This is a genomic window from Colwellia psychrerythraea (genome assembly GCF_000764225.1).
GTDB lineage: Bacteria > Pseudomonadota > Gammaproteobacteria > Enterobacterales > Alteromonadaceae > Colwellia > Colwellia psychrerythraea_D.
Window position 1 is genome coordinate 160,195 of the sequence record NZ_JQED01000007.1, and the last position, 24,984, is coordinate 185,178.

Consider the following 24,984-nt stretch of genomic DNA (forward strand, 5'->3'; position numbering starts at 1 on the left):
ACTTTATGCTATAGACAATTCAATAGGAGGTAATATGGATATAGAGCAAAAAGATAAAGGAGTGATAGCAGTACTTCTTAAACGCTTTGAGCATGAACGCTACCCAAGAATTAAACAGCTCGAAGAGAAAGTTGATAAGGGTGCTGTGCTCGACCAATATGATCTAAGCTACCTAGAGCAGGTATTAATGGACACCCACCAAGTGATTGCCATTGTAACTCGACATCCTGAGTATGGGTCATTGGCTAAAGAGACGTTGCTGATGTATGAAGATATCATGACTAAATCTCAACAAAATAGTAAAAAATCTCATAAAACTACGGATTGCTAATATCATTTCGATTTATATTCGTGCTCTTGATTACCTAAAAATAATGCGCCTGAGTTCGATATACTCATAGGGGACATTATGGCAAAAAAAGTCATAAAATCGGTAGTGCATTCTCTTATAATAAAATCGTTAAATTTGATTTCATTCATAAGTATATTGCAGGTTGGTTAATAGAACGGCGTCAACCAACTTATGACTGAGTCGTTATTTTTGATCTGATTAAAAGTATAATAGCCATTAAGAGTTTAACTCCAATACTTCTAATTTTGTTTTAATAAAGTCACTGTGATCTACATGAAGCAAATCTGAAATATTTCGAATAGCATGTTCTTCATACATACAGATTTCTTGATCGGCTAAGGCTACTTGCCACAGCGTTTTTACCAGTTGAATGCGTTGTGGCGCACTATAATGTTCATTAATTAACTTAACAAAGGGATAAAGCGAGGTAACATCTTCACCTTGAGCGGTTGCATGCTCAACCAGCGAATCAAGCTTTTGTCCGGATAAATGAAAGGATTTTCCAAGTGCCTCTTTCATCGCCTGCTGCTCTACAGATGACTTTTCTAAACTTGCTCTATTCACTTCTATGAGCAAGGTAGCCGCAGCTAACTGAATCCTATCTTGGGTATCTACTTGGTTTTCAATGTTTAGTTCTTGGCTAAAGAAGCTCTTAAGTTTTGCTAACATATTTATGCCTTAATTTGCTGGAAACCTACACGAGACTCTTCACTTTATTGCTCAGTCGATGTTATTCCCAACTTCTTAAAAGAGTAAACAATGATTCTAATATTAATTTATAACTAATTTATAACTGATTTGTAACAAATTTTGAAATTTAATTAATCATCATTGTGTCTTTTACAAAGACTAATGTATTGAGGAAAGTGATTTTGAATAAATCAACCATAAATAAAAGCGTTATAAAAAGTATTTATGTTGCAGTGTTTTTGTTTTGTTGTTCAGCGTTTGCCAGTGATTGGCAGGCATTGTATAAACGGCCAACGAGTATTCCGTTTCCAAGTGATAATCTTTATTCTACTGAGAAAGCAGCATTAGGAAAGATGTTGTTTTTTGATCCTCGTCTAAGTCAAAATTTTAATATGACTTGTGCTACTTGCCATAACCCTAGTTTTGGCTGGGAAGATGCAACAAAAACCTCAATTGGTAGCCAAAATACCTCTTTATCAAGACATTCACCGACGATTATTAATATGGCGTGGGGTAATTCCTTTTTTTGGGATGGCCGCGCTAAAACGCTAGAAGCTCAAGCTCAAGGCCCGATAGAAAGCAAAGTAGAGATGAACATATCACTAGATACTGTGGTCAAGCGTCTTTCGAAAGTGCCTCAATATACCGAATGGTTTAAGCGGGTTTTTGGCTCTTCTGGAATTTCCGGTGATAATATTCGTAAAGCAATAGCAACCTATGAACGCACTCTTGTGTCTGGTTTGGCGCCATTTGATCAATGGATAGAGGGTGATGATAATGCTATATCTAACTCAGCCAAACGTGGATTTACCTTATTTAATGGTAAAGCTAATTGCGCAGCTTGCCATCAAGGCTGGAATTTTACTGATAATCAATTTCATGATGTAGGATTATCAGGGACCGATTTAGGCTTAGGTGCACTAACTAAAAAATCAAAAGATAATTTCTCTTTTAAAACACCTGGTTTACGTAATATTGGGCAACGTGCACCTTATATGCATGATGGCCGTTTTGAATCATTAAGTATGGTAATAGTTCACTATGTTGGTGGAATTATCGATAGAAAAAGCCGTTCAGATAAACTAAAAACAATCATGCTAACAGCTCAAGAAGTTAATGATTTGGAAGCCTTTTTATTAACGTTAACGGGTGAAGATACACCGGTAACTTTGCCCCTTTTACCTTACTAGGAATAGAAATGACGATTAAAAATAAATTATTACTCATTTTTATCAGTTTAATTGCTGTATTTTCATTCTTGAGTATTTATCTAGTGAGTGAGTTAAAAGCGCAGGGAGATGTTACTATTTATGCTTTTAATCAACCACTTAATGCTATTGATAGCAGCCGTTCAGCAGGCGATATTTTTACTAAGGCGAGTCAGTATGCCGATAATGTTTTATCAATGAGCCTGCCTCAAAAAAGGGAGCATGTGCTAGTAAAAATAGACGAACTCTCTCATTTATTTACTCAGCAGTTGAATGAAACCATAAAAAATAGCTTGACCGAAGCGCTTAAAAAAGAATCTACGTCAGTACTCGCATTAGGAGAGCAGTGGTTTACTAATATTAAATTTCGTATCGCGAGTGTAGGACAAAACGAGCTCATTTCGAGGATTGAGCTTGAAAATTCGCATCATGTTATCCAACAACGCTTAGATTTTTTGGTAAAAGATACCTTACGCGAAGCTGCGCTTTTAGCGAAGCAGGCTGAGAGTTCAGTCAATGAAAAGTTATTTATAACCTCCATATTACTTATCTTTATCAGCTTAATTGCCATTATTACGGTGCTTATTATGGTGAAGCGCTTAATTAGACCAATAAATGAATTAATAACTGCGGTAGTTGAGTTATCCCGTGGTGATGGTGACTTAACTAAGCGTCTAACAATTAATGGTCAAGATGAGGTTTCGACCTTATCTAAGGAATTTAATGGTTTCATTGAAAAAGTCCATCAAACAGTGACTGACATTACCACATCAGTTGCGAGTACCAAACAACAACTTGATGACTTTTCTACTATTTCATATGAAACACAACAAGGAACTCTTAAACAAAAAAATCAAATTGATAATATTAGTGAAGCCATGATTCAAGTTAATGCATCTACTTCAACCGTGTCAGAAAGCTCGACAGATGTAAAAAAGCAAACAGAAGATATTTATCAAGAAACTAAAGTGAGTGTTGATTTTGTTGAGCAAGCGGTAGCTGAAATTAACCTGTTATCTAACAACGTAGAGCAAACGAGTGAAGTCATTTTTGCGTTGAAAAACTCAAGCACTGAAATTGGTGAGGTCTTAAATGTTATTGAAGCCATTGCAGATCAAACAAACCTGTTAGCATTGAACGCAGCTATCGAAGCGGCGCGTGCAGGGGAGGCAGGGCGAGGTTTTTCTGTTGTTGCCGAAGAAGTGCGAAATTTAGCAATGAAGACGCAAGAGTCGACCACGAATATACACAGAACAATTAGTCAAATTCAACAACAAGCCGAAGAAGCTAAGTTGATGATGGAAGCAGGAACAAGTAGCGCTACCAAATGTGTGAAAAAAAATGCTGATGTTTCTAAAGCGCTGCATTGCGTACTTAATAGCGTAGAAGGGATAAAAGTCACCAGTGAAATTGTAAGTGAGCAAACACAACAGCAGATGCAAGCAACAGAACATGTAAATGGTTACCTAGGTGAAATAATCGAAATTGCAGAGCAAACTTCTGTTGGCAGCCAACTGCTAGATAATAATAGTAAAAAGGTGATTATTTCAATGGATGAAGTAAACCTAAAGGTAGAACAATTTAAGGTTTAATACCAAGTCCATTAAGTTATTTCCCAAACAGCGAGAATTAAAAGGCTTAAAGGCAAGACATTGATTGAAGAGAATAGTTATTCAGGAGAATATACTCCTGCATTTTCTAATAAGCTGCATCCATGCAGCGTCCTTATCAAAATCAATAACACAGCATATAAGCCTTTACTTTTTATTAGGTACTCGCCCTTGGGAGCTTGTCAGAAAAGCAATAACTGCACAAATTTGTTAGATATAGAATGACTATACCAGCACAAATTTTGATTGTTCTAGTTCCTTCGACATAGCTCTGAGTTGGGAATAAATTTAATGGAATGGGTATAAGTGAATTTACGGATCTTTGATGACGTGACATAAAAAATGAAAAAAATTAAAGCAACTGCTAATGATACATTTATACCCAAACGACTTGAAAATACAGGTTTCAGAGCTCGGGTTGGAGACGAATACAAGGCATGATTTGTCATTAAGGGTTATTCCCTAATGATGAATCATAACACCGTAGTCGTTTTCTACCCGAGCTCCCAAAGGGCAAGGCGATAATCGACCAACTACGTCGTTATAAAATGTGGGTGGGGAACGACCACACCACACATTTTAAGCCTAGTATTTGGCACTATTCTCGCCTTGCTGAAATCGAGCATTTCCAAGTGGCTTGGGTATAGTGTGATAGCTCAAGCTAAACCAGAGGCTTTTAAATATCAGCGTTTAACTATAGCTGACATAATTTAGCAATTTAGATATGTCAAAAATTCTTGTTAGCGGACATTCAACTTAGCTTGTTATTTATCAAAAATGATAGTTGATATGATACCCGCAGGATCTTGACTTAAAGCAATCACCATCTAGGCTTTAATAAGGTATACCTCATTTATTAGCAACCTATATGATCGAATTTCCCCATACTGCCAACCCTCTTATAGCTAAAGACATCACTGCATTGATTGGTAATACTGAGTTATTACGTATCAACAGCTTGAGTCAATTAACCGGTTGTGAAATTTTATTAAAATGTGAGCAGCAAAACCCGGGTGGTTCGATTAAAGATCGGGCAGCATTACAACTAGTTAAAGATGCCATCGAAAGCGGTAAGCTAAAACCTGGCATGACCATAGTGGAGGGAACCGCTGGGAATACCGGCATCGGTTTAGCCTTGGTCGCTAAAGCCTATGGTTTTAACATGATGGCAGTTATGCCTAAGGGACAAGCCAAAGAAAAAGAACAGATGATAGCTTTGTATGATGCGCAACTCATGCTGGTAGATGCGTGTCCCTTTGCCGATAAAAATCATTTTTATCATACCGCTAAGCGTCTTGGTGAAGCGCATGATTATTGGTGGGCAGACCAATTCGAAAATATCAGCAACTGTAAAGCTCATTATCTCAATACGGGTCCAGAAATTTGGTATCAAACTCAAGGTAAAATTGATGTGTTAGTTTCTGTGGTTGGCACCGGAGGCACTATTGCCGGCACTTCATGTTATTTATCTGAACAAAACTCTAAGTTACAAACTTGGCTGGTTGATCCTTTTGGTTCAGGGATTTACGCTTATTTAAAAACAGGCAAGTATCAGGCAAGTGGTAGTTCATTTACCGAAGGGATTGGCATAATGCGTTCTGTTGAGAATTTTCGTCAGGCAAAAATCGATAAAGCTATCACTTTACCCGACCAGGACTTAGTCACTATTTCTCGACATGTTAGTCAACTTGATGGCATTTTATTAGGTAGTAGCTCAGCTTTAAATGTCGCGGGCGCTTTGTATGCTGCGGCTAAAATTGGACCTGGGCATACGATTGTCACTTTTTGTTGTGATTTGGCAGAACGGTCATATGACAAACTTTATAACGAAAAATTTTTAATTGATAAAGAAATTGTTCTTGGCTATGAAAGCCTTGAAAGTATGTTTGCCCGCTATCAAGCGGAGCCAGAAAATTCTGTCGTTGATGTTCAATCTTAAGAGATGACATCAGCGACTGAAATTCAGAGGATGAGCAAGAGTAAACCTCAAATAATGATAGTTGGTTATTTAATGTATCTGAGTTTTCTGGTCAGTCAGCTTGAATCAAGCAATGACAATCATTAATCGATGTTCGTTAATCGCTCTTTGGATTATTTAGTAGCCTAGTTGCTCCATGCTACATTATTGTTCCAAGCTTGAAGCTTATACGTTTTGCTTAAAAGCGAATATTTATGTCAGTATTTCATCAGGGTGAACCGTCAAAATAACTGCAAGCCTAGCAAATAAACCTAGGTAGTTAATCGCTTTCGCTTAATGTGAATTCACTATATAATTTTGATATTAAAGCTACAATTTATTAATCACCACTAGGTGAATTTTATTGGTATATATTGTGAAAATAGATCGAAACAAACTTAATACCATATTGCGTAGTGGTTTGAACCCTGAAATCAAGACTCGGAAGCAGCTGGCCGCACATTTAAGTTTAGATCCAACAACATTGACTCGATGGTTTTCCAGCCGAGATCGTTTGGGTAATCCAAGATACCCAGTAGTACCAGATCGACATGTGACAAAAATTCTTCAGCTTTTTAAATTAGACTCTCAAAGCTTGAATTTGAATGATGAAGAATTTCGTCAATATTGTTTTGAAAACTCACTGTCTCAGAGCTGTCATCAAAGTGAGTTAGAGCAAAAGCAAAAGTTAAGATTAGAAAAGGCCTCACAAAGAAAATTAATCATATCTGATTATTCAACTGGCAGAAATAAGAGGCCATTTTTCGTCATTGCTTCTATCATGATGTTATCTGTCCTAGCATGGTATTTTATCAAGCCGTTTCATTTTAATAATTCGAAATCTTTAGTTAGTGAAGATAATAAAACAGGTAATGAGCTAAAATGCTGGACGGGTTATTCTCCAGCACTAGGTGTTTTTGATGTAGAAGATAAAGCGGATCCTTGTCATTACGGAAAATTATTTCACAATGCTTTAATGCAGTTAAAAGCTGAAAATAATAAGCTGAAATTTTCAAAACCGCTAACGGAGCGTTCAGCTAGCCAACAATATATTTCCTTTCTTTTTCAGCAATTAGAGTATCGTCGAATTAGCGATAATATTAGCCTTAATATTGAGTTGGGTAAAAGTGAACTTTACCGTTCAAACTATCAAGCGGCACAAGCATACTTTCACAATGCTAGTGAAATGTTAACGACTTTACCTAAACCTAATCTGAAAATGTTGACTGAAATATCAACTTACAGTGCAAAAATTGCTCACGAATTACAGTAGTTTGTTCACTACTAGTTACTCTCATTAGAAAACACTGTTGATAAAAATAATCTCGTTTACTTGCTAAAAAACTTAAAATAGTTCGTTTTTCACTCTAAATTGACACACAATTGGCCTTTTCTGAGGTAATTAAACCAATAATTGACACACATTGGGCCTTTGAAGCCGCGCTTAATTCTACTAATTTACTCATCAAGCTTTACCAAATCGCCTAGCTTAATAAAAGGCAATTTATTAGCCATATTTAATCAAACATAAACATTAATTGAGTGAACTCTATATGCGTATCCCAGAAAAAAACTCAAATCGATTAATCCATTTTAAGAAAATTTTCGTTGTTATAAGCGTTGCATCAATATTGGTTTTTGCATGGAGCCGTTTACATGCAATGAGTAATATTACCGAGGTATCACTCGAGGACTTCATCATTGCTACGGTAGAAAGGGGGGATTTAATTCGAGAAGTGAGGGCTCCAGGCACGATAGTGCCTATTGACCTGAATTTCTTATCAGCCACATCACATGGGCGTGTCAAAGAGATATTACTTAAAGCAAGCGATGAAGTTGATATTGGCTCTGTGATCATGGTGCTTGATAATCCTAATTTGAGTCAAGCCGTCGATGAAGCTAAATTTGAAGTTGAAGTTCTGCAAGCAGCATATAATTCACTACAACAACGGTGGCAGCAATCAATATTGAAACAACGTATCGTAGTGGCAGACTTTGGTGCTCGTTATGAAATGAGCAAGTTAAGGAGACAAGCGAATCAACGCTTATTGAAAACGGGGGCGGTTTCAAATATTGATTATAACGAGTCAATATTGTTAGAACAGCAACTTAAGTTTCAGCATAAATTAGAAGTCGAATTATTAGAAAACATTCCTGCTTTAAAACAAGCTGAACTATTGGCGGCTCAGGCTCAAACTAATAAGGCTAGGCGTCAGTTAGCATTACAAGAAAAACTTGCTGATGACTTATATGTGAAAGCGACGACGAAAGGAGTTGTGCAAGAAGTTACCTTACAGGTTGGTGAACCTTTCAGCATTGGCACTGTGTTAGCGCGCATAGCACAACAGGATAATTTAAAAGCAGAGTTACAAGTGCAAGAAAGCCAAGTTAAAGATGTTAAAAAAGGCCAGACTGTTACGTTATCTGTCGGCGGACACATGCTCCAAGGCACTGTAAGGCGTATTAATCCCTCGGTAGAGCAGGGAGTAGTGAAGGTTGATGTGTTTTTTATAGACGAGATACTAAAAGGTGCTCGTCCAGATCTACGCATTGAAGGAGTGATCAAGCTAGAACATTTAGAAGGTATTTTAAAGTTAAAGCGACCAGTATTTACACAGGAATACGCCTCAAGCAGCCTTTTTGTAGTTAACGAAACAAATACCTCGGCAATACGGCAGCAGATTAAATTTGGCCGTAGTTCTGTAGACGATATTGAAGTGTTATCTTCCCTTAAGGCTGGTGATCAAGTCATCGTCTCTTCAACTAATAAATATAATGAATTAAAACAGTTAAGTTTACGTTAGATGAAATTTAATAAAATAGTTAATAAGGCAAGTTACGTACTTCTTCAAATTATAAAAACAAGGATAACTCTTCATGCGAACGCTAATTGAAGACATACAATTTGCTTGTCGGAGTTTTATTAAAACTCCAGCAGTTTGTGCCCTAATAGTGGTAACTTTGGCACTAGGCATTGGCGTTAATGCTGCAATTTTCAGTATGGTTTATAACGTATTAATAGCCCCTCTGCCTTTTAGTGAAGGTGAACGTTTAGTTAAGGTTAATACCAACAACCCCAAAATCGATCGAGATGATATAGAAGTTTCAGTAGCAACTATGTTTGACTATCGTGATAAAAGTCAGCACTTATCCCATTTAATTGAATACCACCAAATGAGTTACATCTTGCTGGGACATGGTGATCCTTCGAGTTTGAAAGCGGGTGTTGTTAGCTGGGATTATTTTGAAATGCTGAAAGTGAGACCCATATTGGGCAGGACTTTCTTACCAGGCGAAGATGAGTTGGGCGCGAAACCTTTACTAGTCATGTCGCATCACTACTGGCGTGAAGTGTTTGGTAGCGATCCAAATGTTATTGGCATGAACTTGCAGATGGGGTTTAAGCTGCATCAGGTTATCGGAGTATTGCCGCCAATGGCGGCTTATCCCGCCAAAAATGATATCTGGGTTACGGCGCCATCATGCCCAGTACGAGGTAGTAGCGGGGCAGTAAATGATCGCAATCGCACTATGCTGACCTTGTTTGGAAAATTAAAGCCTGACATTAGCCTACAACAAGCGAGTTTGGATTTGAATAATATTTCTGAGCACTTAATTACAGACTTCCCCGATTCTTACCCTGAAAATCAAGGGCTAAGTAATACACTAATACCATTAAAGTCAGCGATGGCCGGTGATTCAAGCTCAACCTTTTATTTATTAATGGCTATCACCGCATTGGTCTTACTTATTGCTTGTGCCAATGTTGCCAATTTAAATTTAGCTCGTACAGCTAATCGCAAACAAGAGTTTGCCATACGTGAGGCATTAGGTGCCAATCCCAGACGAATTGCGCGTCAAGTGCTGACTGAGAGTATTATGCTGTCGCTGATTGGTGGTGGCTTAGGGTTGTTTTTAGCCCTTTTTAGTATTGATTTGCTCGCTGGTTTTGCTGCGCATTACACTGCTTTGTCGAGTGAAGTGAAGATCAATTGGGACGTACTTGTCTTTTGCTTAGTCATTTCGGTATTGACCGGCATTATTAGTGGCGCAACAGCTGCGTTTCAAAAGCGTCATATCAATGAAGCCTTAAAAGAAGGCAGCGGTAATATTACAGCGAGTACGGCAAGCAATAGACTGAGAAAAGCCTTACTAATAATTCAATTTAGCTTGGCATTCATTGTTATTACCAGTGCGACGCTGGTTAGCCTAAGTTTGTATCGTTTGAATAATCAAGAGACGGGTTTTGACAGTAGCAATATTGTAGCCTTGCAGATGGGGCCAGGCGCCTCTAGTGGCACACTGAAACAGTGGCATGACTTTGCACGAGAAACCGCCCATCGTTTAGAGAGAAAAGTAGAAATAGAGCAAGTTGCCTTTTCGACTACTTATCCAATGACCGAAGGTCGACGACAATTAACTTTCTTTCAAATTGAAGGACAACCACCTATAGATAGCAGTGAGCGTCCTGATGCGCTTAGAGTAGCTGTTTCGCCAAGCTATCATCAAGTGCTTGATATCCCTTTACTGCAAGGACGATATCTTAAAGAGAGCGACAATGAAGATAACCCAGGTTCGATTTTAATTAATCAACATTTTGCTGAAGTATATTTTGCGGCTGAAAACCCAATTGATAAACGCATCTCGCTAGATAAAGGCAAAAGTTGGTTAAGCATACGTGGTGTTGTTGCAAACACTAGAGAAATGAGTGTTGATATCGCACCCGTCGCAACATTTTATAGCACCTTTATGGAGTATTCTCGCTGGAGCTGGATGAAAGTACTTATCAAAAGTAAGGAGCCATTACATGTTATTAAAACGAGTATCACAGATACCATTCATGACATTAAACCTCAGCAAGCTGTCAAGAACATTACCACGCTGAATCGACTTAAAGAAAAGTCATTGTCATCGGCTAACTTGGTTGGTCAATTGGTATCTATGTTTGCTTTGTTGGCCTTTAGCATAGCACTTAGTGGTGTTGTCGGGATTGTTGGTTATAACGTCAGTCAACGAAAAAAAGAGATAGGTATACGCGTAGCTCTTGGGGCAAACCCGAAACGTATACGTATGCTCTTTGCCGTGCAAGGCATGTCACTTTGCGCGATAGGGATTGCCTTAGGGGCAATTATTATGGCGTTTATATCGCCTGCCTTAGGCAACGTGTTATTTGAAACCGACCCCTTTAATTTACCCATGTATTTTATAACTGCCGTCGTTGTTTCACTGTTTGCTGCATTGGCTATTTTACTGCCAGTGAAACAAGCAACGGCTATCGAACCAAACCAAGCATTAAGAGAACAGTAAAGTTTAGTATCAGTAGAACTAAAAACAAAAATAAGCACTCAGCAACTGTTCAGCTAAATAAAGATAAAGGACATAAATAATGAAAAATGAAGCTTTGATAAAATTAACGAAACTGACCAAAGACTTTACTGGTGATGCCGGTGTAACCAGTGCAATAAAAGGCGTTGATTTGACAATCAATGCCGGGGAGTACCTGAGTATTGCAGGTCCGTCTGGCTGTGGTAAATCTACACTTTTGTCTATTCTGGGATTACTTGAAACACCGTCTAGTGGGGAGTATTTATTGAACGGCTATCTGGCACACGATTTGGATGTTTACCAACGTGCAGAAATTCGTAATAAAGAGATCGGTTTTATTTTTCAGGCATTTAATTTGATAGGAGATTTAACCGTGTTAGAAAACGTCGCATTGCCACTATCTTATCGTAAAATGAAAAAAAAAGAACGTGATGAAATAGCCATGAATTCCTTGGAAAAAGTGAATATGGCTGATCGCGCTAAATACTACCCCGCACAGCTATCAGGCGGCCAGCAACAACGTATTGCTGTTGCTAGAAGTTTAGTCGTAGACCCGTCTATATTATTGGCCGATGAACCTACCGGTAATCTTGATACCGCCAATGGTGGCGCCATTATGGACTTATTTGATGAATTGCATGATGAAGGTCGAACCATTTGCATGGTGACCCATGATGCCAGATTTGCTAAACGTAGCAAACGCATAGTTCAGCTAGAAGATGGTGTTCTGCGATAAACATGGCGTCGGTTCGATGAGTTGATGAACAGTTTAATTTTTTTGCTATCAGTCATCACTTACTCAATCTAACAAGTTAAAATCAAACTTATAAAGGACAATATTATGTTAATTTTTCATATTATTGCGGGAATCTTAGTACTAATTTTTGGCAGTATGGCTTTGATTGCCTCTAAAGGCTTACGCCTTCACAAACTGGCAGGTAATATATTTTTTATCTCTATGGTGGTTTTATCTTTGACTACTATATATTTGGAAATCCAGTTTGACGATTTTCCTATCATGGGTATATTTTCACTATATTTTGCCAGTACTTCATGGCTGACAGTGAAGCGCCAAGCACGAACAACCGGAGCATTTGAGGTGTGTGCCTTCCTCTGTATTGCTATGATGTCTATCACTTTTTATAAGTGGGGCTGGGATATTGTTTATAACGGCAAAGTACTTGAAGGAACACTGCCATTAGCAATGTATTTTATCTTAGGAAGCTTTGCTGCGTTTGCTGCAATTTTAGATCTTAATATGATATTACGAGGAGGACTTGTTGGTGCTCACCGTATTGCCCGACATTTATGGCGTATGTGCATAGCATTGCTTTTGGCAACGATGTCATTTCTTAGCCAAGATATATTCCCTGAATTTATTCAAAATACAGGCTTACTTTGGTCACCGATCATTTTACTTCTCTTGATAATTTTTTTCTGGCTGTGTCGCTTACCATTTAGCCAATGGAGAAAATTTAGATCAGCCTAATACGCTAAGCTAATCGCTATATCATATTGCTATCAATGCAAGCTGTAGTGGTTAATTACTGGTAAGAACCTTTAGATCTTTTTCAAATGCATTGTTGTCCAATTAGTACAGCAAATGTAACAATTTAAGGATAACTTATATATGGTTAATTCATTGAAAAAAGGATAATTAATATGATTTGAAGGGGGCTCTATGAGTAAAACACTGAGTATCAACTTTGAAGTGCGACAAAAGTATCAATTGAGCTTATGTTTCTAACAGCCAAAAATTAGGGATAAGTTTGATAGCGCTACATTATTTACGAGCACGTTGAGGTTATTACTTAAGTGCTCGATCGTGAAGCCATTTTCCTCATTTTACGTCCTAATTAAAGCTTAATTATTGGATTTTTTTCGGTGTGTAAGCAAATTCGATTCTATTACCACTAGGCTCTCTTATCATCATATGTATCGTTGGGCCAGCACCGTTAGGCTCAGGTGCAAACTCGATAATTACACCCTCTGACTTTTTGCAACGTTCATAAAGCGTATTTAAGTCATCTAAACTGGCAATACTTAAGGCTAAATGATGTAGACCGACATTATTCTTTCTGTCAAAAGCTATATTTTTTGATGGGTTAGTGACTTGCCAAAGCGTTAAGAATAATTTGCCATCGGTGACAAATTTTGATGGGTAATCATCATAACCACCGACCAGTTTCCAGCCTAATGTTTCTGTAAAAAATTGCGTCGACTTTTCTAAATTGGAGACGGTTAGCCCTAGATGGTTTATACCTTGTGTTATTGGGCTATTAAGCTTATTTATCGTTGAGTTGGCCAATGCGGTATGAGTAGTAATAATCGACGTAATAAAGCATAACGCTATAACTTTTTTGTTCATATTGAGTTCCATAAATATAGTGTATTTCAATAGACCGTTAATCACGTTAATTCATTCAAAATTTATAGTGATAAGTGATAAGTGATAAGTGATAAGTGATAAGTGATAAGTGATAACGCTATTTATTTGGGTAGTGTTCTTAGAGTGCAAAGATTGTGATTGCGTAGTGTCTTCTTGGCATATATTCCTACTATGATCGAAAATATTGTTGATCTAGTACCTATATTAATAATTATTAGATAGTCACTATTTAATTAGGGTGCAATACTTAGGCTATTCCTATTCGTAAGCAAACAGTAATAATCATTCATGTGTATTTTATTTATTGCTATAGAGCAACACCCCAAGTATCCGTTAATTATCTGTGCTAATCGAGACGAGTTTCATCAACGGCCAACACAAGCGATGCATGTTTGGCGAGAGCCCAATATCCTAGCAGGTAAAGATCTGCAAGCAGGCGGGACTTGGTTAGGTTTATCGTCTACGGGAAAATTTGCCGCATTAACTAACTTTAGAAAATTTCCGTTAAGTGATGCACCTAAAAAGTCTAGAGGTGACCTTGTTTTACAAGCCTTAGCGGATACTAAGGTAAATATGAAAACTGAGTTGGCACAGCAGGCAGAGCAGTATCATGGCTTTAACCTCATCTATGGCTCACTTAAGCAGTTGTTCTGTTATGACAGTGTAAATAACGAAAATCATCAACTTAGTAAAGGTGTTCATAGTATTTGTAATGGTGCGTTAGATGATATTTGGCCTAAAATGGCGAGAGGAGAAAAGCTGTTGAGTGAAATGATTCACTCACATGAGAATCTATCTGTTAATGCATTATTTGATTTAATGACTAATGATAAACAGGCTTTACCTCATTTACTACCTGAAACAGGACTTGATGAAGAATGGGAACAACTACTCAGTGCTATTTTTATTAAATCTCCAACATATGGTACACGCACAACCACTATAATCACGCAAGATGTCGAAGGTAATGTTGAAACCTACGACCGCAGCTACGCACCATCTGGTGAGTGTGTGACTAAACAACAATTTAATTTAACACAGACTTTTAATGCTTACTGATGGGAAGTAACTTAATGGAATTGTGATAACTCTCTAGTTAACTTTAATTTTAACTTTATTATTGACTCTATCGTTAAGACTTCTGTACCTAATCACTATATCCGTCAATGCAGAGCCGAAATTCAGTTTGCTCTTGCAAAGTCTGAAAATTGAGTCAATCGAGCCAGTTTTTATTGCTATCTAATTTAGGCTTTTTAAAAATGAATAGTAACAGCTTGCTTATCCATATAATTTTTCGGTGATTTGACTGTAATTTTCAATAAGAAACCGCTTATAAATAGTCTTCCCCTTAACACTCATCCATGCACCCTGCGTATTTTCTCGCCTTTAACTTGACGTTATTGATTAGATAACAATCATTTAATTAAATTTACCTAGTTTCCTTTAGGAAACTTTATTCACTAAAGTGGATTTTATTTCAATTAAAGTGTATTTTATTGCGCTATCTCAACTTTTATATCTAAGTAAACATGAATAATAAAAAGGTCAATTATTAGATATACAAAAATCAGCACAATAATTCAGCCGATAGATAATTAATAAAGCACTATTATAAAGTGCTATAAAAAAGTAAATATCAAGGGTGAATTATTAATGCTTCAACAACTATACGGCAGTGTTATCTAGGGCGTTCTCCATATTATTTGGGCTGCTCCCTTCATAAACAGATGCCTCATTTGCTTAGGAAACTTTTATGGAATTACTTAAGGGTATAACCCTTCTTCTTGCTGCTTTAACGGCATTTTCTTTATTTAGTCGTTATGCGCCTCATGGCACAAAGGCGATGGGTGGACTCGCCTCTGCAGCAGTTGCTAGCTTTTTAGTCGAAGCTATTCATGCCTATATATCTGGTGACTTTCTTGGAATTGATATTTTAAGAGAGACTGGTCTCGCTGCTGGTTCTATGGGGGGGCCTGCTGCGGCAGCCCTTGTTGCATTAGCCTTAGGTGCTAATCCTGTATTTGCCATTGTTGCAGCCATTGCCACTAAAGGAACAGGTATCTTAGCCGGCTTTATCGCGGGTTATATTTGTTACTTTATTTCTAAAGTTATTGAAAAACACCTTCCAGAGGGAATCGATATTATTGTTGGCGCATTAATTATCGCACCTTGTGCTTATATGATTGCGCATGCATCAGGGCCTGTCGTAGGTAATATTATGGCAATTATAGGTACGGCTATTACTGGAGCAACAAGTGCATCACCTTATGTAATGGGCTTTTTGCTTGGTGGTCTGATCAAAATGATCTGTACTTCTCCATTAAGCTCTATGGCACTAACGGCAATTCTTGGCTTAACTGGTCTTCCGATGGGAATAGCGGCTATTGCTTGTGTTGGTGGATCGTTCACTAACGGAATTTTAATGAAAAGACTAAAACTGGGTGATAGAAACAAAGTTATTGCCATCATGTTGGAGCCATTGACCCAAGCGGATATTGTGACAAGAAATGCCTTTAAAATATACTCTTGTAACTTCTTCGGTGGCGCGTTATCTGGTTTAGTTGCGGTCTATTTCAATATTATCAATGATGCTCCGGGTACTGCAGCACCAATTCCTGGTTTGCTTGCACCTTTTGCTTTCAATGAAGCTGGTACCGTTGTAATGGCCGTTTTTGCCGCAGCAATTTGTGGTATTGCTGCAGGTTATATTGGTAGTAGTGTCCATTTGAAACTTGATGAGAAACGTGCAAATAAACTGAGTGCTGCCACTGCGGTAGCGACTTAAATTGTCTATGTGGTGAAGGGCTATAAAAAGCTCTTTACCATTAGCTTGAACCCTTATCTTTCAATAATAACACTATACTTTGATCACTATAGCGTAGTTGAGATAATACCTAAATTTATGCTTACTTTGAAATGCTCAAAAGAGCACATGCATGATTATACCTTCTGCAGGTTTTAATCAAAGTGTGTTGTACTTAGAGAATTATATAAGTATTGCAGTAATAGGGTATGCTATTAGTTAGCAGGAAATCTGACGAAGTAAATACAGTCGAGATTTTTAAAGTTAATGTGTATGTATGATATGGGTTATATCAGTGTTTGACAAAAGAATACCTCTTATATCAAGAGGTATTCTTAATTCAAAATGACTATAGGTTTACTGCATCTTTTAATGCTTTACCCGCTTTAAAAGCTGGTACTTTCGCTGCAGAAATCTGGATCTCTGCACCTGTTTGAGGATTGCGACCAGTACGAGCAGCACGATCATTTACTTTGTAAGTACCAAACCCGACTAATGCGACATCACCGCCATTAGCTAATTCAGCTGTTACAGAACCAATTAAACTATCTAAAGCACGGCCAGCTGAAGCTTTTGAAAGGTCTGCGCCTTCAGCTATTTTCTCTACCAATTCACTTTTGTTCATTATTATTTTTCCTTAATTATGGTTGTCATCAACATACTAAAAAATAACGGTGAATTGAGCAATAGAAATCGTAAATTTTGTGTAAATAGTGGACATTTTGTTTGTTTTTCGGTTACTTAAAGTAGTAAAGGCACTCATTTCAATCAAGTTATACACCTCTGAGTGCCTGAGCAACTCATGTTCTTCTCGATAAATTGGTCACTTTTTCTATACTAAGTTTTAGACATCACATTTTATCGACATAAAATATTTGTAGTCACATTTTTATTTTTCAGTCTCTCGAAAGCAGTGCTATTAATATTTTATCGCATTATGATATTAAACTTATGAAAACAATGGTAATTTCTTGAATAAAGTGATTAGATAGAGATTGTTTTTTAATTCCAAACCCTTGTTTGAATCAGTATATTAAATGAGTTTATTATGACCCTTTGGCAAAAATTTTCTGCATTAAATAAGCGCACTAGAGCTATGGTTTATAGCGGCATAGCCGTAGTACTTTATGCCATCATTGGCTTTTTAATTTTACCTCTCATTCTAAAGCCAGTCATAATAGATACAGTGACAGAAAAATTAGAACGACAATCTCAATTAACTGCTATTGAATTTAATCCGTTTACATTATCTATCACCTTAAAGGAGTTCAGTATTCGCGGTAAGCATACAGATAAATTGCTTGGATTTGACTTGTTGACTTTAAATTTCCAGGCTTTCCCTCTTATACAAAAAACGATTTCTTTTGACGAAATTATTATTAATAAACCAGAGGTTAGCGTATTAATACTGGCGAATGGTGACTTAAATTTTCAAGACATCATCATTAAAAATACTGCTCCGCCAAGTGAAATTGACAGTGAGAATAACAATGAACCTGCTTGGATTTTATCGATAGATAAGTTTCGTCATAATGAGGGAATTATCAACTTTAGTGACCTCAATAGACAAACTGCTTACCACCATAAAATCAAAGAAATTAATATCGCCTTGGATAACTTCTCCACCAAAGCGGGCGATAATAATATGCACCATGTGAAAGCTAAAACATCACAGGGCACTGAACTTAACTGGCACGGTAAGTTTAGTTTATCTCCCCTTACGTCATCTGGTGATATTAGTTTTGTTAGCCCATTACAAGTTATTTCAGATTATATGCAACAAAGAATATTATTTGATATCACTGAAGGGGCATTAAAGATTAATAGTCACTATGATTTTAGCTTAACGGGCGATCAGCCTGAATTTAAAATCAATAATTTACTGGCCTCAATTTCAAATTTAGAGATTCGTCGTAGAGAAGACAACAAAAAAATTATTACCTCAGATGAGTTAAGCTTAGATCTTGAACAACTGAGTTCACTAGATAAAAATATTGTTATTAATAGTGTTTCAAACAGTGGAAGTTTCATTGCGATTAACAGAAACAAGTTATCACAGTTTGATATAGAAGACTTATTTGTATTGCAAAAGCTAAATCAATCAGCTGATGTCATTAACAGCGATGATGAAACGGAAAATTCAGTCAAAAAAGCTCCAGTTGTAGCGCAAAATCAGAATACGTCTAGTAACTGGGAGTTAGACATAAAAGCCATCAACGCAGGCAATAATAATATTGTCATTAACGACAGTTCTGTTGAACCTACAGCAATTCATGACATCACAATAAACTCTTTAGCAATTGAAAACTTAAAGCCTTTTACTGACGAAATAGCACAATTATCTTCTAAAATACGCTTGAACAGTCAAGGGGATATTAAGATAAAAGGAACTGTAAAACCTGAGTCTAAACGCCTGTCCATTAACCTTGATACAGAGAATATATCGTTAGATGGTTTCCAGTCTTATATTAATGCTTTTGCCAACATGAAAATACTTCAAGGTGAATTAGCTACAAACTTAATGATTGATGTCGACGCTGCCAAGGTGACACCTTTATTGAATATTCAGGGGGATATAAACATCAATTCACTCAATGTTATAGAGACGACATTAAATGAAGAGTTGGTAAGTTGGAACAACTTGGCATTAAACGATATTCAATTTAATTACCCTAAACAACATTTAACCTTGTCTGCTATTAACATTAGCGAACCTTTTTTACGTCTAGTCATTAATGAAGCTAGTACAACTAATATCCAACAGTTAGTGAAAGAGCAACCAGCAGAACCGTCTACTGTAGAAGTGAAAAATACTGAGTCAGAGGTCAACAGTGACGCCAGGTCAACAGGGCAAAATTTTACCGCAGATATCAATGAAATAAACATAACAAACGGTAAGTTAGATTTTTCAGATAGCTCATTAACGCCAAAATTTAGCGCCGGAATTTACAGTTTAAACGGTGATATAACAGGGTTATCTTCTAATGAAGACAGCAGAGCAAAAATAGATTTAAAAGGTAAAGTTGATAAATACGCGCCTGTCATTATTAAAGGCGCTGTTAACCCGCTAAGTCATGATGCCTTTACTGATATTGATATGTTATTTAAAGGGATTGAGTTAACGACATTTACACCTTACAGCGGAAAATTTGCTGGCTATGCGATAGATAAAGGCAAGCTGAGTTTAGGGCTGAATTATAAATTGTCGAATAATAAACTTGTTGCTGAGAATAATGTCACCTTAGATCAGCTCACATTAGGCGATGTTGTTAATAGCGAAGAAGCGACCAGCTTGCCAATAAAGTTTGCCTTATCAATGCTAAAAGACAGCGATGGGGTTATAGAATTTAATCTGCCTATTCGAGGTGATATTGATAATCCGGACTTTAAATACTCAAGTTTGGTGTGGGGAGCATTAGGTAATTTGATTACCGGTATTATCAGCTCGCCATTTAAAGCATTGGCAAGTTTAGTCGAGGGAGATAATGATAATCTTGACCATGTGATTTTTAGCGCAAACAGTTTTGAGCTTAATGAAGCAGAGCAGGGGAAACTTAATACTCTTGCCAAAGCGTTATTACAACGACCTTCTTTGTATATTGAAATAAGAGGATTAAGTTCTAACTTAATTGATCATGACGAAATGGCCTATGCAAAAGTATTGAAACAGTTGCAAATATCACCGAGAACCTTATCAGACGCACTGAGCGAAGATGAGAAAACAGCGTTAATCGATTATTATCACTCGTTGAATAAACAAACTGAGCCAATGCCGCAAGAAAAACTGAAAGAAGCTACTGAAAAGCAAGTGGATGAGGCTCCTGTATTAACTAAAGAAGAGCAAGCATTAAAGCAAGAGAAGTTTTTTAACGAGGCGGTAAAGTTTATTCTTGCTGAAACAACCGTAACAGACGGTGAATATTTACTGCTGGCAAAACAACGTGCATTACAAATTCAAAAGCACCTTATTGAAACTGCTCAAGTGCCTAGTGTTAATGTGTTTTTGCTCGATAGCAGTATTGAGGTTGAAAACAAACTTGCCAATATTGAGCAATCACAAATAACGTTACCGCTTAGTTTAAAAGCAAAATAAACGGCCAATTTGTTAGTAATTTAGTCAGTGGTAAATTACTAACATACTCAATGCGGATGATTTAAGAATATGATGGAGAAACAAATGAAATTAATGCGTTTTAAGGTGTTGCTGGTCAGCACGTTATCAATAATACCTTTGCTGGCAAATACCTCAGAAATAGTGACTAGCCCTGAGACGTTAGAAGCACGTTCCTTAGTAAAAGCGTTTGGCAATAATTTAAAGCATGTATTAAAAACGTCAATGAAATCAGGCGGACCGATAAAAGCATTAGAGCAGTGTAATATGCAAGCCGGCCCTATTGCTCAAGAGATCGCTTTATCATCAGGTTGGGATATAGCTAGGACCTCATTGAAAGTTAGAAACGAAAAAAATTCACCTGATGAATGGGAAATGACGACGTTAACTCAATTTGAAAAACGTAAAGCTGCGGGGGAAAATTTAAAAACCATGGAATACGCAGAAACGGTGAAAGAAGGCGATAAATTAGTCTACCGATATATGAAAGCAATCCCTACAGCAGGTTTATGTATAACCTGTCATGGTGGAGATATTTCACAAGACATTACAAAAAAAGTTAAGTCGCTTTATCCAAATGATCAGGCAACAGGATTTATGGTCGGTGACATTCGCGGAGCCTTTAGCTTACAAAAAATCATTAACTAATCATTCGCTTAAATTAGATAATGATCAGCGAGTATTAAAAGGGGGAACGGCGTTTTAATACTCGCGGCATATTAACTATTGAAGTCGCTCTAATAGTCACTATTTCGCTCAGTCACTACTTCAATAAGTACAGCATTGATGTTTTTAATTTCAACGGTTTAACGGGCTTATTTAATAATAAAATCTCGCTATCTTTAACTTCTTTTTTCAGTTGTTTACTGTAATTAGCAGTAATCATCATCACTGGCAGTACTTTATCTCGACAGTTATTAATTTCCTTTGCCACATCAAAACCATTGACGCCGTCATCAAGGTGATAATCAACGATTAATATATTGGCATGCTCCTTAGAAATATCTACCTGTTGTTGTAAGTCCTCTAGGCTAGTTGCAGTAATAACTTCACACTCCCAACCTGCTAGCAGTTGCGACATGCCTGCACAGACACTGGCGTCGTTATCAACAAGCCAAATTTTACTATTGGCTAATACTGGATTATCCAAAATAGCATTTAGCGGTCCATTTGACTGCGGCAAGTCACTTATTTTGCCCAGCGGAACTTTTACTGAAAAGACAGAGCCTTTACCTAGTGTAGAGCTAACATTAATAGGGTGTTCTAGTACTTTGGATATTTTATCGACTATAGCTAACCCTAAACCAAGGCCGTTACGAAACGCGGTCTGTGAAGCCTTAAGACGTTTGAACTCTTTAAATATTTCCTGTATTTGGTCTTGAGCAATACCAGTGCCGTTGTCCCAAACTTCAATAGACAGCTGGTCATCTTGACGTCGACAGCCCAGTAAAACCTTACCATTGTTCGTATATCTAAAGGCATTTGAAAGAAAGTTACGCAGTATGCGGGCGAGTAATACACTGTCGCTATTTACTACAAGATCGCTGCTTACGTAACGCAACTCCACTTGAAATTGGTCGCTAATTTGTTGGTACTCACTCACTAGGTTATTGAGGAGATCTGACAATTTAAACGAACTTTTATCAGCTTTAACCACGCCAGCATCAAGTTTGGAAATATCAACCAAAGTTGAGATTAAATTCTCTAGATCATCTAATGAATTAGCGACAGAGTTTAGCTGATTTTTAGTCTTATCTTCTAAAGGTCGTTCCATTAATGAGCTAGTAAAAAGCTGGGCGGCATTTAAGGGCTGTAATAAATCATGGCTAACAGCGGCTAGAAATTTTGTTTTTGAAATATTCGCAAATTCTGCTTCGCTTTTGGCTTTGACCAAATTGGTTTGTGCCTGACGACGTTCTTCTACTTCTACTTGCAACTTGTCATTTAAACTTTGCAATTGAAAGGTTCGTTCTTGTACTCTCACTTCTAATTCATCATGGGCCTTTTGCAGTGCTAAGGCATTTTTTCTTCGCTCAGTAATGTCACGAATAAGTACAAAAAAACCAAGGACCTCACCATTAACATCACGATTTGGTACATAAGATTTTAGTAAATAGCTCGACTCACCAAACTTATTTTTTTCATCAATAGTAAAACTGACGCTTTCACCTTGTAAAGCGCGATCAACATAACGCCTTATTTTAGTAAAATTTGAATGAACACGGCTTTGTTCCAGCTCTAATCCATTAAGACCACCTTGAGGCCAGCCGTACCAGTCAACATACACTTGGTTGGTAAACTGATATTTTAAATCCTTACCGACATAAGCGATCATGGCAGGTACGTTATCTGTGATTAATCGTAGCCAACTCTCACTCTTTCTTAAGGATTCTGCATAGCGATGCCGCTCGGTAATATCACTATAGGTTTTTATTATTTTGCCGTTTTTCAGTCGGTGATCTCTTATTTCTAGTACTGTACCGTTAATTAGTGTTTGGGTATAAGAGTAGCTATCGGTGCTTGATCGTGGCGCTAACTCGAGCTCTGTTAAATGTTGCATGTTATCAATTGTCGGAGTGCCCCTTAGTAGGTGAGGGGATAACTGACTAATTTGGGCAAAACGCTTATTCCATACCTCGATTTTATTATGACTACTAATCAACACAACACCTTGTGAAAGGTTATCTATTAAGTTTTGTAGTAACAGTGACTTTTGTGCCATACCTCGTTCATAACGAGCACTTTCTGCCGTTTTTACTGCGGTAATATCGGTATAGAGCATTACCCAGCCACCTTCGCTGGTCTGGTGTTCATTTAATTGAAACCAACGATCGTCGGAAAGTTGATAAACAGGACTGGCAAAAGCATCGCCAGGTGAAGCTCGTCGAATTAGTCCGCGAGTTTTGGCTAAATCTTTCAAATCTTTAAGGTTAGCACCTTCAGTAATAGGTAAGCCTGAGTTAGTCCAAAAATTAGCAAAATTACTGTTTTGTAAAATGATTCGACCTTTACTGTCGAGTAATACAAAGGCTTCTGTAATACTTTCTATCGCATCAATAAAGCGCTGTTTGAACAGGTTCGCTTTCGCATTTGCTTGTTTTAATGCGTGGTTACTTCGTTCGAGTTTTGCCAGTGTTTCATTTAAGGTTTGCGTTTTTTCTCTGACTTGTTCAGCCAGATGAACCGAGTGTTCAAAAGCAGTATAAGGTGCGTATTGGTTTTCACCACTATCTTCAACACGTTGCATCAAAGCGTCGTTAATTTTTTTTAACTTCAAATTCTGTTTTTTTAATTGTGCCAGCTCTTCCTCTAATGCTTGATTACTCATTAATGCCTCCTGCGATGTACACACCGGTAAAGGTTTGGTTTAAGTGAGTACCATTAATGTGTTCGCCATAGGTATTAAAGCCAGCAATATTATATTTTGCATTTAATCTTTGCACTTGTTTTTCAAGACCTTTCTGTTCGATCTCTAAACGCCGTAAAAAGCAATCACAGGTCAGGACTAACTCAGGCTTTCCATAGCGCTGTGAAATCTCATCTAACCTGTCTGTTACTGGGTCAAATATATCGCCCATTTCAACAGCCGTAAGCACAATGCCGACATCGACCGCACAATAAAAGGTTAGGCTTAAATCCGCTTCATTCACTTTTTGTATGGAACGAATATAATAGTGACCGCCTACTTTCACTGCTAAAGGATTGAGCGAAAACACTTCTGGGCTCAAGTCTTTTAACTCCATGTTTAATAACTTGGCGTATTCAAGTGCAGCCGGCTCTGCGTTGAGCTCATAGACGGTTCTACTGTCAGCGTCTGCCGCGGTAACTACTAATTTTTCTGTCGGCAGTGCGATATGGTGACAGTTAAATACCTCGAAAGATAAAGTGGTGTTTATCATAATGACGATGGCAGCATTTTGATAAAAGCTTCCTTGATAATACACATGAGTTTTCGCTAAATTAATATCATCTCCAGCAGAGCCGCCAAAGTGGGGAATACCCCGGGTTGCTGAGTTTAAGGTAACCAGAAATTGTTCTTCGTTTGAGGAAAGTCCGTCGAGTAAGGTCAGTAAAAAACTGTTATTTTTGATGGTCGTTAAATCTTTTGATTGGCACTCTTCTACTAACTCATTGATTGTCGACTGGGCGTTGATAGTGTCGAATTTCTCCATCGTTTCAATAAGTTTAGCGCTGATGGCAAAGTACTCACTAGAGAAACCGATAGCCACAATTGAGTGTTGCTCATAGCCCTGCTGAGTGACTTCTCCAGCCGTTGTACAGCCAACAATTTTAGTCTCTTTGAAGGTCTCTTCCATTGTTTGGGCTAATGCATCTAATGCATAGGTTGAAGAGCAATAAAATAATACAAAGCAAATATTGTCTTGGTTGAGTTGCTGGTAAAGCTCTTGGCTTGCAAGGAATGGGTCAGTGGCATTACTGACTGCGGTAATTGTTTTAATAGTACTCATATAATTCCTTTGGACAAGCGATACATGAAATATAGAATAACCATATTTACTCTGATTTGCATGTGCTAAC

Annotated in this window: 18 protein-coding genes; 13 read left to right on the top strand and 5 right to left on the bottom strand. The window is 37.5% G+C overall.

All coding sequences use genetic code 11. The features are described 5' to 3' along the window. The first annotated feature begins 34 nt into the window (after positions 1–34). Positions 35–331 carry a hypothetical protein gene (locus ND2E_RS15835; protein ID WP_033092916.1) on the top strand — a complete coding sequence of 99 codons (297 nt, stop codon included), beginning with the start codon at positions 35–37 and terminating at the stop codon, positions 329–331. Positions 332–568: 237 nt separating this feature from the next. Here the strand turns inward: ND2E_RS15835 and ND2E_RS15830 are convergent, their stop codons facing one another. Beyond that, positions 569–1,021, bottom strand: a complete 453-nt coding sequence (locus ND2E_RS15830; protein WP_033092870.1) for a tellurite resistance TerB family protein — start codon at positions 1,019–1,021, stop codon at positions 569–571. A gap of 203 nt (positions 1,022–1,224) precedes the next feature. On the opposite strand from ND2E_RS15830, the gene ND2E_RS15825 reads away from it, so the two are divergent. The 8 genes from ND2E_RS15825 to ND2E_RS15790 all read left to right on the top strand — a co-directional run bounded on the left by ND2E_RS15825 (position 1,225) and on the right by ND2E_RS15790 (position 12,631). Further along, positions 1,225–2,232: a cytochrome-c peroxidase gene (locus ND2E_RS15825; RefSeq protein ID WP_223303548.1), complete on the top strand. Its 1,008-nt coding sequence runs from the start codon at positions 1,225–1,227 to the stop codon at positions 2,230–2,232. An 8-nt stretch (positions 2,233–2,240) separates the two neighbouring features. Continuing rightward, complete coding sequence (locus ND2E_RS15820; protein WP_033092871.1) at positions 2,241–3,842, top strand: methyl-accepting chemotaxis protein; 1,602 nt, start codon at positions 2,241–2,243, stop codon at positions 3,840–3,842. Positions 3,843–4,728: 886 nt separating this feature from the next. Beyond that, on the top strand, positions 4,729–5,799 hold the full coding sequence (locus tag ND2E_RS15815; protein ID WP_033092872.1) for a cysteine synthase A: 1,071 nt from the start codon (positions 4,729–4,731) through the stop codon (positions 5,797–5,799). Positions 5,800–6,193: 394 nt separating this feature from the next. Further along, complete coding sequence (locus ND2E_RS15810; protein ID WP_150113715.1) at positions 6,194–7,090, top strand: hypothetical protein; 897 nt, start codon at positions 6,194–6,196, stop codon at positions 7,088–7,090. A 388-nt stretch (positions 7,091–7,478) separates the two neighbouring features. Continuing rightward, the gene (locus ND2E_RS15805; protein WP_190277807.1) at positions 7,479–8,621 is read left to right on the top strand and encodes an efflux RND transporter periplasmic adaptor subunit; all 1,143 of its coding nucleotides are present in this window, start codon (positions 7,479–7,481) and stop codon (positions 8,619–8,621) included. A 73-nt stretch (positions 8,622–8,694) separates the two neighbouring features. Continuing rightward, positions 8,695–11,124 carry an ABC transporter permease gene (locus ND2E_RS15800; protein WP_033092875.1) on the top strand — a complete coding sequence of 810 codons (2,430 nt, stop codon included), beginning with the start codon at positions 8,695–8,697 and terminating at the stop codon, positions 11,122–11,124. 79 nt (positions 11,125–11,203) lie between these two features. Further along, positions 11,204–11,878, top strand: coding sequence for an ABC transporter ATP-binding protein (locus ND2E_RS15795; RefSeq protein WP_033092876.1), 675 nt, complete (start codon positions 11,204–11,206; stop codon positions 11,876–11,878). 105 nt (positions 11,879–11,983) lie between these two features. Further along, positions 11,984–12,631, top strand: a complete 648-nt coding sequence (locus ND2E_RS15790; RefSeq protein ID WP_033092877.1) for a DUF2306 domain-containing protein — start codon at positions 11,984–11,986, stop codon at positions 12,629–12,631. 378 nt (positions 12,632–13,009) lie between these two features. Here ND2E_RS15790 and ND2E_RS15785 read toward each other — a convergent pair whose 3' ends face one another. Further along, positions 13,010–13,510 carry a VOC family protein gene (locus ND2E_RS15785; protein ID WP_033092878.1) on the bottom strand — a complete coding sequence of 167 codons (501 nt, stop codon included), beginning with the start codon at positions 13,508–13,510 and terminating at the stop codon, positions 13,010–13,012. A gap of 309 nt (positions 13,511–13,819) precedes the next feature. On the opposite strand from ND2E_RS15785, the gene ND2E_RS15780 reads away from it, so the two are divergent. Together ND2E_RS15780 and ND2E_RS15775 are read left to right on the top strand one after the other, a co-directional pair. Continuing rightward, the gene (locus ND2E_RS15780) at positions 13,820–14,590 is read left to right on the top strand and encodes an NRDE family protein (RefSeq protein WP_033092879.1); all 771 of its coding nucleotides are present in this window, start codon (positions 13,820–13,822) and stop codon (positions 14,588–14,590) included. Positions 14,591–15,284: 694 nt separating this feature from the next. After that, positions 15,285–16,316 carry a PTS sugar transporter subunit IIC gene (locus ND2E_RS15775; RefSeq protein WP_033092880.1) on the top strand — a complete coding sequence of 344 codons (1,032 nt, stop codon included), beginning with the start codon at positions 15,285–15,287 and terminating at the stop codon, positions 16,314–16,316. Between the two features lie 367 nt (positions 16,317–16,683). Here the strand turns inward: ND2E_RS15775 and ND2E_RS15770 are convergent, their stop codons facing one another. Then, the gene (locus ND2E_RS15770) at positions 16,684–16,959 is read right to left on the bottom strand and encodes an HU family DNA-binding protein (RefSeq protein WP_033092881.1); all 276 of its coding nucleotides are present in this window, start codon (positions 16,957–16,959) and stop codon (positions 16,684–16,686) included. A gap of 423 nt (positions 16,960–17,382) precedes the next feature. On the opposite strand from ND2E_RS15770, the gene ND2E_RS15765 reads away from it, so the two are divergent. Together ND2E_RS15765 and ND2E_RS15760 are read left to right on the top strand one after the other, a co-directional pair. Then, a complete protein-coding gene (locus ND2E_RS15765; protein ID WP_033092882.1) occupies positions 17,383–20,427 on the top strand; it encodes a DUF748 domain-containing protein in 3,045 nt (1,014 codons plus the stop codon). Positions 20,428–20,511: 84 nt separating this feature from the next. Then, entirely contained in the window at positions 20,512–21,093 is a 582-nt protein-coding gene (locus ND2E_RS15760) for a Tll0287-like domain-containing protein (RefSeq protein ID WP_052056280.1), read from the top strand. Between the two features lie 115 nt (positions 21,094–21,208). On the opposite strand, the gene ND2E_RS15755 is transcribed toward ND2E_RS15760, so the two are convergent. Together ND2E_RS15755 and nosP are read right to left on the bottom strand one after the other, a co-directional pair. Then, on the bottom strand, positions 21,209–23,773 hold the full coding sequence (locus ND2E_RS15755; protein ID WP_033092884.1) for a hybrid sensor histidine kinase/response regulator: 2,565 nt from the start codon (positions 23,771–23,773) through the stop codon (positions 21,209–21,211). Then, positions 23,766–24,914 (bottom strand): nitric oxide-sensing protein NosP, encoded by a 1,149-nt coding sequence (gene nosP, locus ND2E_RS15750; RefSeq protein ID WP_033092885.1) that lies wholly within the window; start codon positions 24,912–24,914, stop codon positions 23,766–23,768. The genes ND2E_RS15755 and nosP overlap by 8 nt, the downstream gene beginning before the upstream one ends. Positions 24,915–24,984 lie beyond the last annotated feature (70 nt).

Coding starts and splice junctions, on each gene's coding strand:
- ND2E_RS15820 (WP_033092871.1), top strand. CDS start 2,241: ATGACGATTAAAAATAAATTATTACTCATTTTTATCAGTTTAATTGCT.
- ND2E_RS15760 (WP_052056280.1), top strand. CDS start 20,512: ATGAAATTAATGCGTTTTAAGGTGTTGCTGGTCAGCACGTTATCAATA.
- ND2E_RS15790 (WP_033092877.1), top strand. CDS start 11,984: ATGTTAATTTTTCATATTATTGCGGGAATCTTAGTACTAATTTTTGGC.
- ND2E_RS15770 (WP_033092881.1), bottom strand. CDS start 16,959: ATGAACAAAAGTGAATTGGTAGAGAAAATAGCTGAAGGCGCAGACCTT.
- ND2E_RS15775 (WP_033092880.1), top strand. CDS start 15,285: ATGGAATTACTTAAGGGTATAACCCTTCTTCTTGCTGCTTTAACGGCA.
- ND2E_RS15835 (WP_033092916.1), top strand. CDS start 35: ATGGATATAGAGCAAAAAGATAAAGGAGTGATAGCAGTACTTCTTAAA.
- ND2E_RS15755 (WP_033092884.1), bottom strand. CDS start 23,773: ATGAGTAATCAAGCATTAGAGGAAGAGCTGGCACAATTAAAAAAACAG.
- ND2E_RS15765 (WP_033092882.1), top strand. CDS start 17,383: ATGACCCTTTGGCAAAAATTTTCTGCATTAAATAAGCGCACTAGAGCT.
- ND2E_RS15830 (WP_033092870.1), bottom strand. CDS start 1,021: ATGTTAGCAAAACTTAAGAGCTTCTTTAGCCAAGAACTAAACATTGAA.
- ND2E_RS15785 (WP_033092878.1), bottom strand. CDS start 13,510: ATGAACAAAAAAGTTATAGCGTTATGCTTTATTACGTCGATTATTACT.
- ND2E_RS15780 (WP_033092879.1), top strand. CDS start 13,820: ATGTGTATTTTATTTATTGCTATAGAGCAACACCCCAAGTATCCGTTA.
- nosP (WP_033092885.1), bottom strand. CDS start 24,914: ATGAGTACTATTAAAACAATTACCGCAGTCAGTAATGCCACTGACCCA.
- ND2E_RS15800 (WP_033092875.1), top strand. CDS start 8,695: ATGCGAACGCTAATTGAAGACATACAATTTGCTTGTCGGAGTTTTATT.
- ND2E_RS15815 (WP_033092872.1), top strand. CDS start 4,729: ATGATCGAATTTCCCCATACTGCCAACCCTCTTATAGCTAAAGACATC.
- ND2E_RS15805 (WP_190277807.1), top strand. CDS start 7,479: ATGAGTAATATTACCGAGGTATCACTCGAGGACTTCATCATTGCTACG.
- ND2E_RS15795 (WP_033092876.1), top strand. CDS start 11,204: ATGAAAAATGAAGCTTTGATAAAATTAACGAAACTGACCAAAGACTTT.